The sequence below is a fragment of the Arcobacter sp. L genome (genome assembly GCF_000284235.1).
GTDB classification, from domain to species: Bacteria; Campylobacterota; Campylobacteria; order Campylobacterales; family Arcobacteraceae; genus Aliarcobacter; species Aliarcobacter defluvii.
The window spans coordinates 1,553,167-1,568,193 of record NC_017192.1 but is presented as its reverse complement, the minus strand read 5'-3'; the positions used below and the strand labels follow the sequence as shown (position 1 = coordinate 1,568,193).

Annotated in this window: 15 protein-coding genes; 3 read left to right on the top strand and 12 right to left on the bottom strand. The window is 25.6% G+C overall.

Features of this window, described 5'->3' with window-relative positions:
* Positions 1–22: 22 nt before the first annotated feature.
* On the bottom strand, positions 23–409 hold the full coding sequence (locus ABLL_RS07840; protein WP_014474255.1) for a PLDc N-terminal domain-containing protein: 387 nt from the start codon (positions 407–409) through the stop codon (positions 23–25).
* 142 nt (positions 410–551) lie between these two features.
* Between ABLL_RS07840 and ABLL_RS07835 the strand changes: the two genes are divergently transcribed.
* The gene (locus tag ABLL_RS07835; RefSeq protein WP_014474254.1) at positions 552–1,031 is read left to right on the top strand and encodes a hypothetical protein; all 480 of its coding nucleotides are present in this window, start codon (positions 552–554) and stop codon (positions 1,029–1,031) included.
* Here the strand turns inward: ABLL_RS07835 and ABLL_RS07830 are convergent.
* From ABLL_RS07830 to bamA, 6 genes are read right to left on the bottom strand one after another with little or no spacing between them, the layout of a single operon-like run.
* Complete coding sequence (locus tag ABLL_RS07830; RefSeq protein ID WP_014474253.1) at positions 1,000–2,661, bottom strand: lytic transglycosylase domain-containing protein; 1,662 nt, start codon at positions 2,659–2,661, stop codon at positions 1,000–1,002. The genes ABLL_RS07835 and ABLL_RS07830 overlap by 32 nt on opposite strands.
* A gap of 9 nt (positions 2,662–2,670) precedes the next feature.
* Positions 2,671–2,943, bottom strand: coding sequence for a YggT family protein (locus ABLL_RS07825; protein WP_014474252.1), 273 nt, complete (start codon positions 2,941–2,943; stop codon positions 2,671–2,673).
* The gene (gene gltX, locus ABLL_RS07820) at positions 2,940–4,241 is read right to left on the bottom strand and encodes a glutamate--tRNA ligase (protein WP_014474251.1); all 1,302 of its coding nucleotides are present in this window, start codon (positions 4,239–4,241) and stop codon (positions 2,940–2,942) included. The genes ABLL_RS07825 and gltX overlap by 4 nt, the downstream gene beginning before the upstream one ends.
* A 2-nt stretch (positions 4,242–4,243) precedes the next feature.
* Positions 4,244–5,482, bottom strand: a complete 1,239-nt coding sequence (locus tag ABLL_RS07815) for a pitrilysin family protein (RefSeq protein ID WP_014474250.1) — start codon at positions 5,480–5,482, stop codon at positions 4,244–4,246.
* A gap of 59 nt (positions 5,483–5,541) precedes the next feature.
* Complete coding sequence (locus ABLL_RS07810; RefSeq protein WP_014474249.1) at positions 5,542–6,615, bottom strand: dehypoxanthine futalosine cyclase; 1,074 nt, start codon at positions 6,613–6,615, stop codon at positions 5,542–5,544.
* The gene (gene bamA, locus ABLL_RS07805) at positions 6,615–8,873 is read right to left on the bottom strand and encodes an outer membrane protein assembly factor BamA (RefSeq protein WP_014474248.1); all 2,259 of its coding nucleotides are present in this window, start codon (positions 8,871–8,873) and stop codon (positions 6,615–6,617) included. Before bamA ends, ABLL_RS07810 begins: the two co-directional genes overlap by 1 nt.
* 107 nt (positions 8,874–8,980) lie before the next feature.
* Between bamA and ABLL_RS07800 the strand changes: the two genes are divergently transcribed.
* A complete protein-coding gene (locus ABLL_RS07800) occupies positions 8,981–9,811 on the top strand; it encodes a prephenate dehydrogenase (protein WP_014474247.1) in 831 nt (276 codons plus the stop codon).
* A 13-nt stretch (positions 9,812–9,824) separates the two neighbouring features.
* Here the strand turns inward: ABLL_RS07800 and folP are convergent, their stop codons facing one another.
* The 5 genes from folP to ABLL_RS07775 are packed head-to-tail and all read right to left on the bottom strand — an operon-like array spanning position 9,825 to position 13,888.
* A complete protein-coding gene (gene folP / locus ABLL_RS07795; RefSeq protein ID WP_014474246.1) occupies positions 9,825–10,964 on the bottom strand; it encodes a dihydropteroate synthase in 1,140 nt (379 codons plus the stop codon).
* 11 nt (positions 10,965–10,975) lie between these two features.
* Positions 10,976–11,605, bottom strand: coding sequence for a DNA polymerase III subunit delta' (locus ABLL_RS07790; protein ID WP_014474245.1), 630 nt, complete (start codon positions 11,603–11,605; stop codon positions 10,976–10,978).
* Positions 11,606–11,607: 2 nt separating this feature from the next.
* Positions 11,608–12,159 carry a HobA family DNA replication regulator gene (locus ABLL_RS07785; protein WP_014474244.1) on the bottom strand — a complete coding sequence of 184 codons (552 nt, stop codon included), beginning with the start codon at positions 12,157–12,159 and terminating at the stop codon, positions 11,608–11,610.
* A 2-nt stretch (positions 12,160–12,161) separates the two neighbouring features.
* Positions 12,162–13,373, bottom strand: a complete 1,212-nt coding sequence (locus ABLL_RS07780) for an aspartate kinase (RefSeq protein WP_014474243.1) — start codon at positions 13,371–13,373, stop codon at positions 12,162–12,164.
* Positions 13,374–13,390: 17 nt separating this feature from the next.
* Positions 13,391–13,888, bottom strand: coding sequence for an RNA pyrophosphohydrolase (locus tag ABLL_RS07775; protein ID WP_014474242.1), 498 nt, complete (start codon positions 13,886–13,888; stop codon positions 13,391–13,393).
* A 55-nt stretch (positions 13,889–13,943) separates the two neighbouring features.
* Here ABLL_RS07775 and hemW point away from each other — a divergent pair, with 55 nt between their 5' ends.
* Positions 13,944–15,011 (top strand): radical SAM family heme chaperone HemW, encoded by a 1,068-nt coding sequence (gene hemW / locus ABLL_RS07770; RefSeq protein WP_041654776.1) that lies wholly within the window; start codon positions 13,944–13,946, stop codon positions 15,009–15,011.
* Positions 15,012–15,027: the final 16 nt, after the last annotated feature.

Here is a 15,027-nt window from a genome sequence, read left to right as displayed (position 1 = left end):
ATGATTGTTAAATTAAATTTAGTTACTCTTTAACAATTTGTACTTTTTTAAAATCAGGATAAACAAAAGCACTAAAAGGTACGAATAACAAGAGCGTTATCCAAAATAATTTGTTGCTTCTTTTTTTAAATGTATCTTTCATTATAGAAATAAATGAATATAACCAAATGATTATATAATTTAACGCGAAAATAATAATAAATAATAATATTTCAAAATATAATGCAATAGCTAATAATAAAGAATTTAAAATAATTTGAATAAATAAAATTTTGGGTTTATATTTTTCTTTTACTTCTATATATCCAGAATTTATTATATTTGAATAAGTAACTTCGGGAGATTTTTTTCTTAAACTGCTTCTTAACTTGCCATTTAATTTAATTTTTTTATTTATAATTTTATTCATTTTCAATTCTTTTATTTTATACTTAAAATTATTATTTACGTTTATGATAACATTTTTTATTAAATTTTTTCTTTAAAATAATAAAAATATTTTTTAAAGCCTTTCTACAGTAAAATGTGAACAATTAAAGTTTGGAGAAGTTATGTATAAGATGTTATTTCTTTTATTTATTTCACTTTTTTTTATTTCATGTGGTCCTAAAAATAGTGCATTTAGATATTTTGAAAAAAAAGATATAGAAACAAGAGGAGTTCAGTTTACAAAAAAAACTGATTTATTAAAAGATGAAGAAGTATCTGTTATTTTTATGGCAACTTATTTAAATAAAGTTGATAAAAAACTATCTGATACAAAAAATGAAATATTTTTAATATTTACATATTTTTCAAATGCTGAAACACAAAGTATAAAAGATAATAGTTATAAATTTTTATTAAATGGTAAAGAACCTATTTTTATAGAGAAAGTTGAAAAAGAAAATGAAAACTTTAAAGATTTAATGCTAAAAAACAATTGGGGTAATTATTATTTAGTAAAATTTGATTTAATAGATGGAAATAATTTAAAATTGGTATTGACTAATGAAAAATCTAGTAAGGGGATACTAGACTTTCAAAAATAGTAGATAGTGAAATTTTATTTTCACTATTTAAATAATTATTATAAATATAATAATTAGCTAAAACTTTTTTTCCATATTCTCTTGTCTCATTAAATGAAATCATTTCCATACTTAAAAATGGCTCAAATTTGCCTTTTTCTTTAAAAAGTCCTTTTTTTAATTGGCTTCTTGTATAACCAGCTCCACCATTATAAGCATAAGCAATAAATAAAGGATTATTGTCAAATTGTTTCATTAAAGTATCTAAATGAAAGCTTCCATATTGAATATTTTTATTTGGAATAAATTGTTCATAGATATTATAATTTTCATTTAATTTTTTTGAAATATCAAGTGATAAAAAAGGCATAATCTGCATTACTCCTTGAGCTGAAGAAAAAGATATAGAAGATGGAATGAAATGGCTCTCTTGTCTTGCTATTGAATAAATCATAACTTGTTTATATACATCATAATTTTTTATAATATTTCTAAATGGAGTTATATAATATTGAGTTTTATATTTATTATATCTTTCTAAAACAAAAGTTAAATGGGGGAGGGTATCTTCATCTGTGAAAATATCATAATATTTTTGTAGTTTAGTATCATCTAAATTTTTTTTAGTATCTTCAACTACTTCCATCCATTTAAAAGCATCATAAATATCAAAAGAACTTTTTGTATTTTTTAAATCAACAGTATAGATTAAGTTATCTGGTTTTATATCTAATAATTCTTTTGCGTATAAAGTATAAATATTATTATCCCAACTTTTTGATAATTCTTGTAAAAAAGAGTTGTTTTGTGTTACTAAATATAACCAGAATAAAGCTTTGTCTTTATCAATTCTTAAGTATGCTTTATTAAATGAATTAAAAAAGAAGTTATATGCAATTTTTGCATCATTATTGTTTACTGCATTAATTCCAAGTAAAAAATTTGTACTTGATGTCAAACTCTTATCATCTTTTAAAATAAAAAGTGATTTTTGAAGATTATTAAGATTTTTATCATAAACAACATATCTTAAAAATCTTTCAAAATCTTTTTCTTTAGATAATTTATTTATTAACTCAGGAGGTAACTTTTTATTTAAAACTTTTATTCTAAAATTACTACCTAAGTCAAAAAAGAATCTTGAAAATCTTTTTATATCACTATTTACTAAATTAGTGTAAATATCATCTGATGCGATAATTTTTAAATCATTTTTTAAAGTAGGATAAGGGTCAAGTTTATTAATAAAAAATTCTAAATCTTTTTTTGATAATTGTAAAGCTTCTTTCAAAGATAATCCAAGTGCTATACACTTTGAATCTTCATCTTTTAGTTCTTCTATAGTTGCTCTATAACATTTTAAATCTATTGGAGCTGTTTTTTTATATTTATCATTAAAAACTTTTTTTAGTGTAGCATTTGTTCCATTGCCCATTTCATAAGCAATTTTCGCATTTTCAAAAGATAAATTGTCTTGATTTAGATATTGTAAAATAAAAAAATCTTTTGCATAAGATTTAGGTTTTTGTTCAAGCCAATCTAAAGTAACTTTAAAATCTTTTTGTAAGAAATCCGTAGTGCTAATTTCATTAGCACTAATAGATAAATTTAATAATATAGTAGCAGTTAAGCTAAAAAGTTGTTTTTTCATAATTATGTATTAAAAAGCTAAACTTTTTAAAAATGTCTCTAAAAAAATTAATGCAAAAATTAAAATAAGTGGAGCTAAATCCATTCCACCAACTACAGTTGGGATATATCTTCTTACAAATGCATAAGCAGGTTCTGTTAATCTATAAAGCATTTGAACAATTGGATTATAAGGATCTGGTCGTATCCAACTTAAGATAGCTGAAATAATGATAATCCATTTATATAAAAATATAATAGTTAAAACTACTGTAAAAATAGAGTTTAATAAGGCATCAATCATTTTATGATTTCTCCTAAATAATTTTTAACTAAAGGATAAATATCCGAAATATTTGGACCATTATCAACACCTGTTAAAATATATCTTAATGGTTTAAATAGATTTTTACCTTTTAATCCTGTTTGTTCCATCACATATTTTTTTAACTCTTCATAGTCTTCAAAAAATGGTGCTTTTTGTAAACACTCTTTTAATTTTGAAAATTCTTCTTCAAAACCTTCACAAGAGTTTTTAGGTGTAAAAATAGGTTCAATTTTTTCTTTTATCTCTTTTATTGTACTAGCTTCTTCTAAGAAAATTTTTCCTAGTTTTCCTATATCTGCATCAGCAAAACCTAAAATTTTTGATAATCTCATTTCATCAAGTAGTTCAATATGTTTTCTATTAATAAATCTTAATTTATCAATATCAAATTTTGCAGAACTTTTTGATACATTTTCAATTTTAAACCATTCTATTGCTTCTTCTAGTGTAAAAATCTCAGTTGGAGTTTTATTTCCCATTAAAACTAAATAATTAGCAATTGCACTTGGTAAAAAACCTTGTTCAATTAACCATTTAACGCTACTTGCATCATCTCTTTTACTCATTTTTTTACCAGTTTGAGCATTTAAAATAATTGGTAAATGAACATATTTTATCTCTTTTTCATATCCTAAAGAGTTTCTTACATGAATTTGTTTTGGAGTATTTGAAACATGGTCTTCACCACGAATTACAACAGAAATATCCATTAACATATCATCAACAGCACAAGCATAGTTGTATGTTGGAGTTTTATCTTGTCTTAAAATAATGAATGAATCAATATCAAATGGTGCATAATCAAAATCACCTTTTAAAAGGTCTGTAAATTTGATATTGTGCTCTGGTTTTTTAATTCTTACTGTAAAAGGAGCATTTGTATTTAAAACTGTTTCATCAGATAAATTTTCACAAAAACCATCATATCTGAAAGGTTTTCCTTCTTTTTTTGCTTCTTCTCTTAGTTCATCAAGCTTATCATCACTACAAAAACATGCAAATGCCTTTTTTTGAGTCATTAGTTGTAAAGCCATTTTTTGATGATATTTTAAATTTGCACTTTGATAAAAAAGTGATTTATATTCAATAGAAAAAAGACCTAATATTTCTAAAATTTCTTTATCTTTACCTTCTATATTTCGCTCAAGGTCTGTATCTTCAATTCTAATAATTAAATCTTCATTTAATTGTTTTGATACAATATAATTAAAAATAGCAACTCTAAGGTTACCAATATGCATATCTCCTGTTGGACTTGGGGCAAATCTTAACAAAATTATTTCCTTACAATTGAAAATGTTAAATTATTTATCTCATTATGAGATTTTATATATTTATTTAAATCAGCTAGTTCTAAAGTTTGAATTTTTTCTAGCTCTTTTTTTGAATAATCAGGCTCTAAACCTCTATAATATAAAGTAAAAGCTCTATTTAATCTTTGAGATAAAGTTTCACTTCTTAGTGGTTCACTTCCTGTTAAAAAGTTTTTAGCCGCTTCTAATTCCTCTTTTGTTACACCTTTTTCAACGAAATCAGCAATAATTTGAGAAACTAATTTTTGTGCTTCGTTTGCACTTTCATTTTTAGTTTGTAAATAACCATTAAAATATGTGTGCGATTTATTTATAGAGATTGAACCATATGCACTATAGGCTAAACCTCTTTTTACTCTAATTTCTTCCATTAATCTTGAACCAAAACCTGAACCACCTAATATAAATGATGCAACTTTGGCTTTGTAGTTTTCTTCATCTTTAGAATCTACATTAAATGAACTTCCAAAATAAATATAAGCTTGTTCTGTATCTTTTATTAGAGTTTTTTCCTCTTTTTTAGATATAAAATCAACTTTTTTTGCTTCTTGAGTTGTTCCAACTTTTAAAGTTTCTAAAATAGGTTTTATTAAATTTTCAAATTCATTTAAACTAAAATCCCCTCCAGCAACTATAATTAGATTCTCTAAACATAAAGTTTTATCTAAAAAATTTTCTATATCTTTTAATTCTATTTTAGAAATAGACTCTATTGTTCCAGAAGAAGGATTTTGTAAAGCTGTATTTTTAAAAAGAATTGATTTTAATTGATTTTGTGCAACATAATCAAAATCATTTTCTTTTCTTTTTAAACTTCCAACTTGAATAGTTTTTAACTTTGTCAATGTATCATCTGTAAAATTTGGTGATTTTAATAAATCATTTAAAAGTAAAATGGCTTTTGATGCTTCTTCTTTTAAACTTGATAATTCCATAACAAATGTTTCAAACCCATTTGAAGTGTTTAAACTAATTGCATTTTCATCAAGTTCTTGTGCAAATTTTGTTGCACCCAACTCTTTTGTTCCTTCATTTAAAAGCTTTGAAGAAAGATTAGCTAAACCACTTTTATTTTTATCTTGAATATAACCAGAATTTTTAAAAACAAGTTGTAGATTTAGAATTGGTAAACTTTTTTGTTCTTCAAAAATTACTGGTATTTCAACACCTTTTATATTAATATGCTTAATTGTAGCACTCATTAAACTTCCTTGTAAAATTACTAGTATAAATAAAAAATAGTATTTTATTTTCATTAGATTTAGAACCTTTCTAAAATCTCGTAAGCTGTATTTCTTTTTGCTGGATTTTCACCAATATCTTTTATCAATCTAATCATTTCATCTTGATTCATTCTATTTGCTGCACCAGCTGCTTTTACAACGTTTTCTTCCATCATTGTACTTCCTAAATCATTTGCACCAAATTTAAGTGCTAACTGACCAATATAAGAGCCTTGTGTTACCCAAGAACTTTGCATATTTCTAAAATTGTCTAAATATAGTCTTGAAACAGCTAATAATCTTAAATATCTATTTGAAGATTGAGGTTTGATTTCTGGGTGTTCTTCTAATAATTTAGTATTCTGACCTTGAAATGACCACATGATAAATGCTCTAAAACCACCTGTTTCATCTTGAAGTTTTCTTAAATGTTCCCAATGTTCAATTATCTCTTCATCAGTTTCAACTGTACCAAACATCATAGTTGCAGTTGTTTTCATACCAATTGAATGGGCAAGTCTATGAACTTCTAACCACTCTTGTGTATCCATTTTTTTTGGTGCAATTATATCTCTTACTCTATCAGATAAAATTTCAGCACCAGCTCCTGGAATTGAACTTAAACCTTTTGCTTGTAGTCTTTTTAGAACTTCGAGTTTTGAAATTTTTGAAATTCTTGCTATAAAATCAATCTCAATAGCAGAAAATCCATGAATTGTGATTTGTGGATATTTTGAATGAATATGATTTACTAACTCTTCATAATAATCGATTTTTAGTTTTGGATGAACACCACCTTGGAAAAGGATTTGCGTTCCACCAATAGCTAATAACTCTTCTATTTTTTCATCAATCTCTTCAAATTTTAAAACATAAGAATCTTCATCTTTTCCGTGTCTAAAAAAGGCACAAAATTTACAATCTACCCAACAAACATTTGTATAGTTAATATTTCTATCAACTATAAATGTTGTTAATTTTTCAGGATGCAATTCAGCTTTTTTGCTACTTGCCATTTCTCCTAATTCTAAAAGTGAAGCATTTCTTATTAAATCAAGTGCTTCTTCATTTGTAAGTCGTTTTTTTAAATCAACTTCTATTTTTTTTACCATTAGAAACTTGCTCCCAATGAAAACTCAAATGATGATGTATCATCTCCTGGTTCATCATCAAGTGCTCTTGCAAAAATTAACTGTAATGGACCCATTGGTGAAATCCATTCAAGTAAAACTCCTGCTCCTGATCTTTCTATATCATTAAATGTATCTTGTCCAATCATTCCATAATCATAGAACATTCCCCATCTCATTTTTGCACTTGGAATTAATGGGAAACTCATTTCTGCTGAACTTGCCCACATATTTTTATATGGTTCAGTTTTATAACCTGTTTCATTAGAAGGGAAAGCATACGATTTATAACCTCTTAATGTTTTAGGACCTCCAAGATATAAAGAATCACCTTGATTAATTTGTCCATTATCAATTAAAATTTTCATTTGTGTTTTTAATCTTAAAACCCAATCCAGCTCTGTTAAATCTTCTAAAGAATAAAAATATTTTAAATAAGCACTAGGTTTTATATATTTTGAATCTCCACCAACACCTGCATATTCAGCAGAAATTCCTGCTCTATATCCTTCTCTTGGGAAATAATAGTCATCTGTATTATCATAATTTAAATATGGAGTAATTGAACTTGAAGTATAATCTTGTGATTCATATATTTCACCAAAAAGAGGATTATAATTATTTTTAAATTCATCTGAATAATCATAATCTTCACTAACAAAATCAAGTCTATATCTAGCTCCAGCATAAAGATTTCTTACAAGTTCTCTTCCTAAAGCAACAGAGAAACCTTTTGTATCAATAGTTGAATCATAAGTATCTCTATTGATTTCTGATTCAGTACTATGAATTTCAACTTCACCGTTATAATTACTATCATTTATTGCAGGATTTTTTAAGCTTAATTCAAATCTATTTGATCTAGCTGACAAATCCGCACTTAATGCTAAAGCAAGACCTGAACCAAAGATATTTACATCACTAATTGATCCATTAACCATAAATTTATCATAAGAACCATAACCTCCACCTAGCATTAACGAACCAGTTGGTGCTTCAGTTACTTTTACAACAATATCCATTTTTGTATCACTAACTCTTTTTTCTTCTATTTGAACATCTTCAAAGAATCTTGAACGTTTAAGTTTATTTGTTGAATCTTTAAAATCTGTAAGATTATATAAATCTCCAGGAGCTAAATAAACATCTCTTCTAATAACTCTATCTAAAGTTCTGTTGTTTCCTGAAATTTTTACATCATTAATATAAACTTTTTTACCAGGGATTACATTAAAAACAACATCAACTTTTTGTTCTTTTTCATTTTTCTTTAAATCAAATCTTACATCAGCAAAAGCATAACCTTGATTTGCTACTTGAGTTTTAATATAATCTTGATCTTGTCTTAGTTTTTTAATATTAAAAGTATTTCCTACAATTAATTTTAGTTCAGGATAAATAGTTGCAGGATCTACAATTGAAGAATCTAAATATATTTTTATATCATTAGTTGTATATTTTTCACCTTCTGTGATAAAAAAGTCAAGCTTTGCCTGATTTGAAGCAAAATCAATATCTAAAAAAGGTTCTTTAACTTGTGCATCTAAATAACCTTTTTCATAATATAAATCATTAATTCTTCTAGCATCATATTTTAATTGATCTATCTTTACTTCACCATCATTTTGACCAAACCACCAAGAAGCAAACTCTTTTTCTTTATTTGCAGTAACATGATCAAATTCATCTTGTTCTAATTTATCAGCACCATGATAGTTTGCTTTTTTAATAATAATTTCGTCACCTTTATTAACATTAAATGTAAGTTTTAAAGATTGTTCATTTATTTTTTCAACTTCTGTTTCAACAACAGAATTGATATATCCTTCACTTTCAAGCATACTAAGAAGTTTTTCTTTTGCTTCTTTTACTTTTTTTTCAGTATACATTGACCCTTTTTTGAGCCTCAAAACAGTTTTGAGTGTATCAATATCTTCAGCTCTTGATTTATAACCTTTAATATCAATACTTGCAATTGAAGGTTTTTCTTTAAATATTAATTTCAAATTTCCATTTTCATTTATAACTTTAATATCTTCAAAATAACCCTGTTTATAAAAATTTATAACCGCATCATTTAATTTATTTTCATCAAGTTCATCACCCACATTCATATTTAATGTTTCATTTAAAATTTGAGGTGAAATCTTATTAACATCTTTATACTCTATAGATTTTATTGTATTTGCACTTAATGCTGTTGCACAAGCCAAAGATAATAGTACGACTTTATTTTTCACAACTATCCTTATTTTCATTATAGTGCAATAATATATCTAAATATAGTTTATATAAATATAAAGTAAGATATAATCCAAGCTTAATTTATTTGTTAAAAGGTTATATTTTGAACGTAGGAATTATTGGCTTAGGACTTATGGGTGGTTCTTTAGCAAAGGCAGTAAAAAGATATGGTATTGCAAAAAAAGTTTATGGTTTTACTAATAGTGAAAAAAATAAAAAAGATATCTTAGATTTAAACTTAGTTGATGAGTTAGTTGATTTAGAAACATTAAAAAAAGTTTCTGATGTAATAATTTTAGCTATTCCTGTGGATGCTATTATTTCAATGTTTCCAAATTTTTTAGATATTGATGAAAATACAACTATTATTGATATGGGTTCTACAAAAGAATATATTGTAAAAAATATTCCAGAAAAAATAAGAAAAAATTTTATAGCAGCTCATCCTATGACAGGAACAGAAAAATCTGGACCAAAAGCTGCTATTGATGATTTATATGAAGGGAAAACAGTTGTTTTTTGTGATTTAGAGGATAATGCAAATATTCATGTAAATAAAGCATTTAGAATTTTTCAAGAAATTGGTATGAGAATTGTTGTTATGGATAGTTCACAACATGATATTCATGCTTGTTATATTTCTCATTTACCTCATATTATCTCTTTCTCTCTAGCAAATACAGTTATGAGTCATGAAGATCCAAAAGCTATTATTGCACTTGCAGCTGGTGGATTTAAAGATATGAGTAGAATAGCAAAATCAAGTCCAAGAATGTGGAGTGATATTTTTAAACAAAATAGAAAAAATCTTTTAGCAGCCATTGAAACATTTGAAAATCAATTAAATGAAGCAAAAAAAATGATAGAAGATGAAAATTATGAAGTTTTAGAAGATTGGATGAAAAAAGCAAATACATTACATGAGATACTATAAATAGTATCTCTTTTTAATTTATATTGTTTATTGCTTCAAAAACTTTTATTGCTTGATAGTGTTCTTTTACATCATGACATCTAATAATTGAAGCACCATATCTAATAGATTCCAAATGAATTGCAAGAGTTCCAGAAAGTCTATCAACAACTTCTGTTGGAGTTATCATATTTATCATTGATTTTCTACTTGCTCCTATTAATAATTCATAACCAAAATGTTTAAAATGTTCTAAATTTTTTAAAAGTAATAAATTATGTTCTAATGTTTTTCCAAATCCAATTCCAACATCTAAAACAATATCATTAATTCCAAAACTTTTTGCTTTTTGGATTTGATTTTTTAAATAAGTATCAATATCTAAAATCACATTTTCATATATTGGATTATCTTGCATATTTGTTTGATTATTTTGCATATGCATAATAATTGCTTGAGCATTATATTTTGCTACAAGTTTACAAACTTCATCATTTTCTAAACCTGTAATATCATTTACAATTTTAAAACCATGATTTAAAACATAATCAATAACTTTTGGAGCAAAAGAATCAATTGAAAAATCAACTTTTTCATAGTATTTATTTTTATAAATAGTTTGAACTATATCTTTTACTCTTTCTAATTCAATATCTTCAGTAACAGCAAGACTTCCAGGTCTAGAAGAAACAGCTCCAATATCAATTATATTAGCACCATCTTCAATCATTTTTTCAATTTTTATTGATGCACTAGAGTTATCAAATCTACTATTTTTAAAAAATGAGTCTTCATTTGCATTTAAAACACCCATTATTTTTGTTTTATAGTTTTGTTCTTTTACATAATCTTTTAAAGATTTTGCTAACTCTTTTAAACCAAAAGGTTGAGCTAATTCTTTTCTTGATAAAACTTCAAAGTGTTTAGTTGTACCAATTAACACAGCATCCACATATTTATCACGAGCTACAATCACTCCACTTGGAACTGCTAAATCAGCACCAATAGATAAAGCATCTTGTTTTAAAATATTTGCTGCTCCAACATGTAAATCTTTTATGTACAAAGTATGAAGTTTTGATTTTTTAGATAGTATTTCTATACCACCTTTATCACAACCAAGATTTTCATAAAATTTTTTTGTATCTGATATTGATATTTTATATGTTTGCATATAAAACCTTTTTAGTTTTTATTTTTTTGATTTGCCAAAAATAGAAGTAGGGTTGTTAACACATTTATAGGTCTTGAATTTAATTCTAATAATTTTATTGATTTAGAAAAAAATTCTAGTTCTTTTTGTGATAACTTTATTTTTTGATTATTTACTTTTAATAAAATTGATTCAACAATATCTTTGGCTTCTTGTTTAGAAATTTTTTGATTTTCTTTTAAAAAGTTATAGATATCTCTCAAATCTAACTTATTTATATTTAAAGTAGATTCAAATTTTATTAAAGATTTTTTTAAATATTTATAAGGCAATCTTGAATAAATTGTTGGTAAAAGAGAAGTTTTTGAATTTGTTATTATTATAAATACAACATTTCTTGGTGGCTCTTCTAAAATTTTAAGCAAAGAATTTTGAGCTTCTTTTCTAAAAGTTGATCCACATAAAAAAATATATTTTTTTTCATTTGAAGCTATATATGCTTCTTTTATTGCTTGAGTAGCTTGTGCAATTAAAAATTCTTCTTTCTCTTCATTTTTTATAATTCTTGTAGAATGTAAAGGATATTTTGTCAATAATTCATTTAATGTTGACTCAATATCATTTACTATTAAAATAGAAGAGTTTTCAATAAATTCAATCACTTTTAATTTTCCACATTAATTTCAGCAAATAAAGAAGCACTAACTGATTTATTATATAACCTAAACATTTGTAAAAGTTTCATATCTAAAGCTTCATCACTACTTTTTAGATTAAATGCATCTTGTTTTTCTTCATCAAATAGCCATAAAAAAGAGTTTTTAGAGACTTTTGGGATAATAGCTCTTACATCTTGACTTTTACCAATATACCAAAAACAGTATCCATTTGGAAAAGAGATACTTAACATATCTTTTATATATGAAATATCTTCATCTGATTTTACAGCATCAATGTATCTATAAAAAGATTTAAAATCATAATATGGCAAAAAAGGTCTATTTAATTTTGTAGAATTAATATTAGCTAAAATATATTCTAAAAACCATTCTCTTTCTTTATCTGTAACAACAATAATAGAGAAACCTCTTTCAAGTAGATTATTGATGTTTTTTGATACTAATGGTGTCCATTCATATTTTTTTTCTTCTAACCAAGGAGAGATAAGTCTATCTTCCCTGATTGTATTAACAGTCCAATTTAAAAATTCTTGCACTTCTAGTTATCCAAGTGATATGCATCATGTAAAGCACGAACTGCAAGTTCTGCATATTTTAAATCAACTATCATAGAGATTTTAATTTCACTTGTAGAAATTATTCTTATATTTATATTTTCATTTGCAAGTGCAGTAAATGCTTTTGAAGCTACACCTGTATGAGATTTCATCCCAACTCCAACAATTGATACTTTACAAATTGCTTCATTATAATCAATGTTTTTAGCTTGTTCTCTAAATCTTTCCATAACTTTTTTACAAATTTCAAAATCAGTAGTTGGAATTGTAAAATCTAAATCAGTTGTTCCATCTAGTCCTCTTGTTTGAACTATCATATCAACATTTATATTTGCATCAGCAAGTGCTGTAAAAATAGCTGAAGCAATTCCAGGTCTATCTGTAACTCCATACATTCCTACTCTAATTTGATTTTTATCTAAAGCAATTCCACTTACAACTGGTTTTTCCATAATATTTTCTTCCTTAGTTATTAACGTACCTTCAACTTCTGGCGTAAAGCTGCTTCTTGATACTAAATTTACATTTAATTTTTTCGCCATTTCAACAGATCTATTTTGTAATACTTTTGCACCTAAACTTGCTAATTCTAACATTTCATCATAAGAAATTTTTTCAAGCTTTTTTGCTTTTGGTTCAATTCTTGGATCCGTTGTATAAATACCATCAACATCAGTATAAATTTCACAAAGATCAGCTTCAATCGCTCCAGCAATTGCAACAGCAGTTAAATCACTTCCACCTCTACCTAAAGTTGAAACTCTTAAAGTATCTTGAGCAACTCCTTGAAAACCAGCAACTATGATAATATTCCCATCTTTTATAGCTTTTTTCATTTGCGTTGTATCAATAGATTCAATTCTTGCTTTTGTATGAGCATTATCTGTAACAATTCCAGCTTGTCTTCCACTCATAGACATTGCTTTATAACCCATTTCATTTAAAGCAATAGATAAAAGTGCAGAAGTAACTCTTTCTCCTGAACTTAAAAGCATATCAATTTCATCTAACTTAGGAGTTTTTGAATAATATTCTGCATATTCTAATAATTTATTAGTTTCTCCACTCATAGCTGAAACTACTGCAATTACATCATCACCTTCATCTCTTATTTTTTTGATAATATTTGCAACATTTTGTATTCTATCAAGTGTACCAACACTTGTTCCACCAAACTTAAGTACTTTTAACATCTAATTTTTTATCCTTTTTAAATATAACCTTCATTTTTAAAATATTTTAAAACTTGTTTGTAGACAGTTCTTTTGAAAAAAGTTATATATTCATAAATATTTTTAGTAGGCACAAATTTATATTCGCTAAATTCAGGAATCTCAGTATTAATATTTATTTTAGCGCCTTTTTTTAGTTTTACTAGGTAATATTTTTGTCTTTGTCCATCATAAGGATACATCCTTTTTGCAATAGCAGGAGGAAATTCATATGAAACCCAAGTAGGGTATTCTGCAATGATTTCAATATCTCTAGTTCCAATTTCTTCTTCAAGTTCTCTAAAAAGTGCTTCTTTTGAAGATTCACCTTCATCAATTCCCCCTTGGGGAAATTGCCAAGCATTTTCTACATCAGTTCTTGAAGCAATAAATATTTCGCACTTATGAGGATATTTTGCTGATAGTACAATTGCGGCTACATTTGGTCTGAACTTTTTTTTCTCGTGATTAATTGTCATTTCTTTTTTATCAGTCATAAATATATTTTCCCTTATAATTAGCCAGATATTTTACAAAAACTAGGATTAAAAATTGCTTTTATATATACACATTCCCTTTTGCGACAGTAAATGTTTTTACTGCGCTTTTAACTCATATACAGATAAGTTTTCTTTAAAACACGAATATATGAAGGCATTAAAAAAACAATTAAAATATAATTTAGATAATTATGTTTTAAAAAGAGATAAAAAAATTGAAACAGTTTTTATAGGTGGGGGAACACCTTCAACTATAAAAGCTTTTGAATATGAAGAAATTTTTTCTATGATAAAACCATTTTTAGAAAAAAATGCAGAGATTACAACTGAAGCTAATCCAAACTCTGCATCTTTTGAATGGTTACAAAGTATGAAAGATTTAGGTGTAAATCGTGTTAGTTTTGGAGTTCAAAGTTTTGAAAATAATAAGCTTAAATTTCTTGGTCGTTCACATAATAGTAATAGTGCTATAAAAGCTATACAAAATGCAAATAGTATAGGTTTTAAAGGTATTAATTGTGATATAATTTATGGTGTTCAAGGTGACACTATTGAAACTATAAAAAGTGATTTAGATGTTGCTTTTTCTCTTCCTATTACCCATTTAAGTGCTTATTCTTTAACTATAGAAGAGGGAACTAAATTCTTTGATAGAAGTAGTGTAAAAATTGATGATGAAGAGTTGTCTTATGAGATATTTGATTATATTTCAAAAAAAGGTTTTACTCAATATGAAATCTCAAATTTTGCAAAAAACAAAGAATCAGAATCAAAACATAATTATGGTTATTGGCAACATAAAGAGTATTTAGGTGTTGGAGCTGGAGCTGTTGGATATATAAATTCTCAAAGAGAATATCCTTCAAAAAGTATAGAAGAATATATATCTAATCCACTATTTTTTGAAGTAGAAGAAATTGATGAAACTGATATAAAAACGGAAAAAATTCTACTTGGATTTAGATGTTCAAATGGCGTAGAATTAGAGCTTTTTAATGAAAAAGAAAAAGAAAAAATTGATGAATTAATACAATATGATAAACTTTATATAGAAAATGAAAAAGTCTTTAATAAGAACTTTTTATTGGCTGATGAGTTAGCTTTATACATATTAGATTAATCTCTTAATTATTTTT

Bases quoted from the DNA above. Each gene is read 5' to 3' on its own strand.
- ABLL_RS07840 (WP_014474255.1), bottom strand. From the start codon at position 409: ATGAATAAAATTATAAATAAAAAAATTAAATTAAATGGCAAGTTAAGA.
- ABLL_RS07835 (WP_014474254.1), top strand. From the start codon at position 552: ATGTATAAGATGTTATTTCTTTTATTTATTTCACTTTTTTTTATTTCA.
- ABLL_RS07830 (WP_014474253.1), bottom strand. From the start codon at position 2,661: ATGAAAAAACAACTTTTTAGCTTAACTGCTACTATATTATTAAATTTA.
- ABLL_RS07825 (WP_014474252.1), bottom strand. From the start codon at position 2,943: ATGATTGATGCCTTATTAAACTCTATTTTTACAGTAGTTTTAACTATT.
- ABLL_RS07815 (WP_014474250.1), bottom strand. From the start codon at position 5,482: ATGAGTGCTACAATTAAGCATATTAATATAAAAGGTGTTGAAATACCA.
- ABLL_RS07810 (WP_014474249.1), bottom strand. From the start codon at position 6,615: ATGGTAAAAAAAATAGAAGTTGATTTAAAAAAACGACTTACAAATGAA.
- folP (WP_014474246.1), bottom strand. From the start codon at position 10,964: ATGCAAACATATAAAATATCAATATCAGATACAAAAAAATTTTATGAA.
- ABLL_RS07780 (WP_014474243.1), bottom strand. From the start codon at position 13,373: ATGTTAAAAGTACTTAAGTTTGGTGGAACAAGTGTTGGTACACTTGAT.
- ABLL_RS07775 (WP_014474242.1), bottom strand. From the start codon at position 13,888: ATGACTGATAAAAAAGAAATGACAATTAATCACGAGAAAAAAAAGTTC.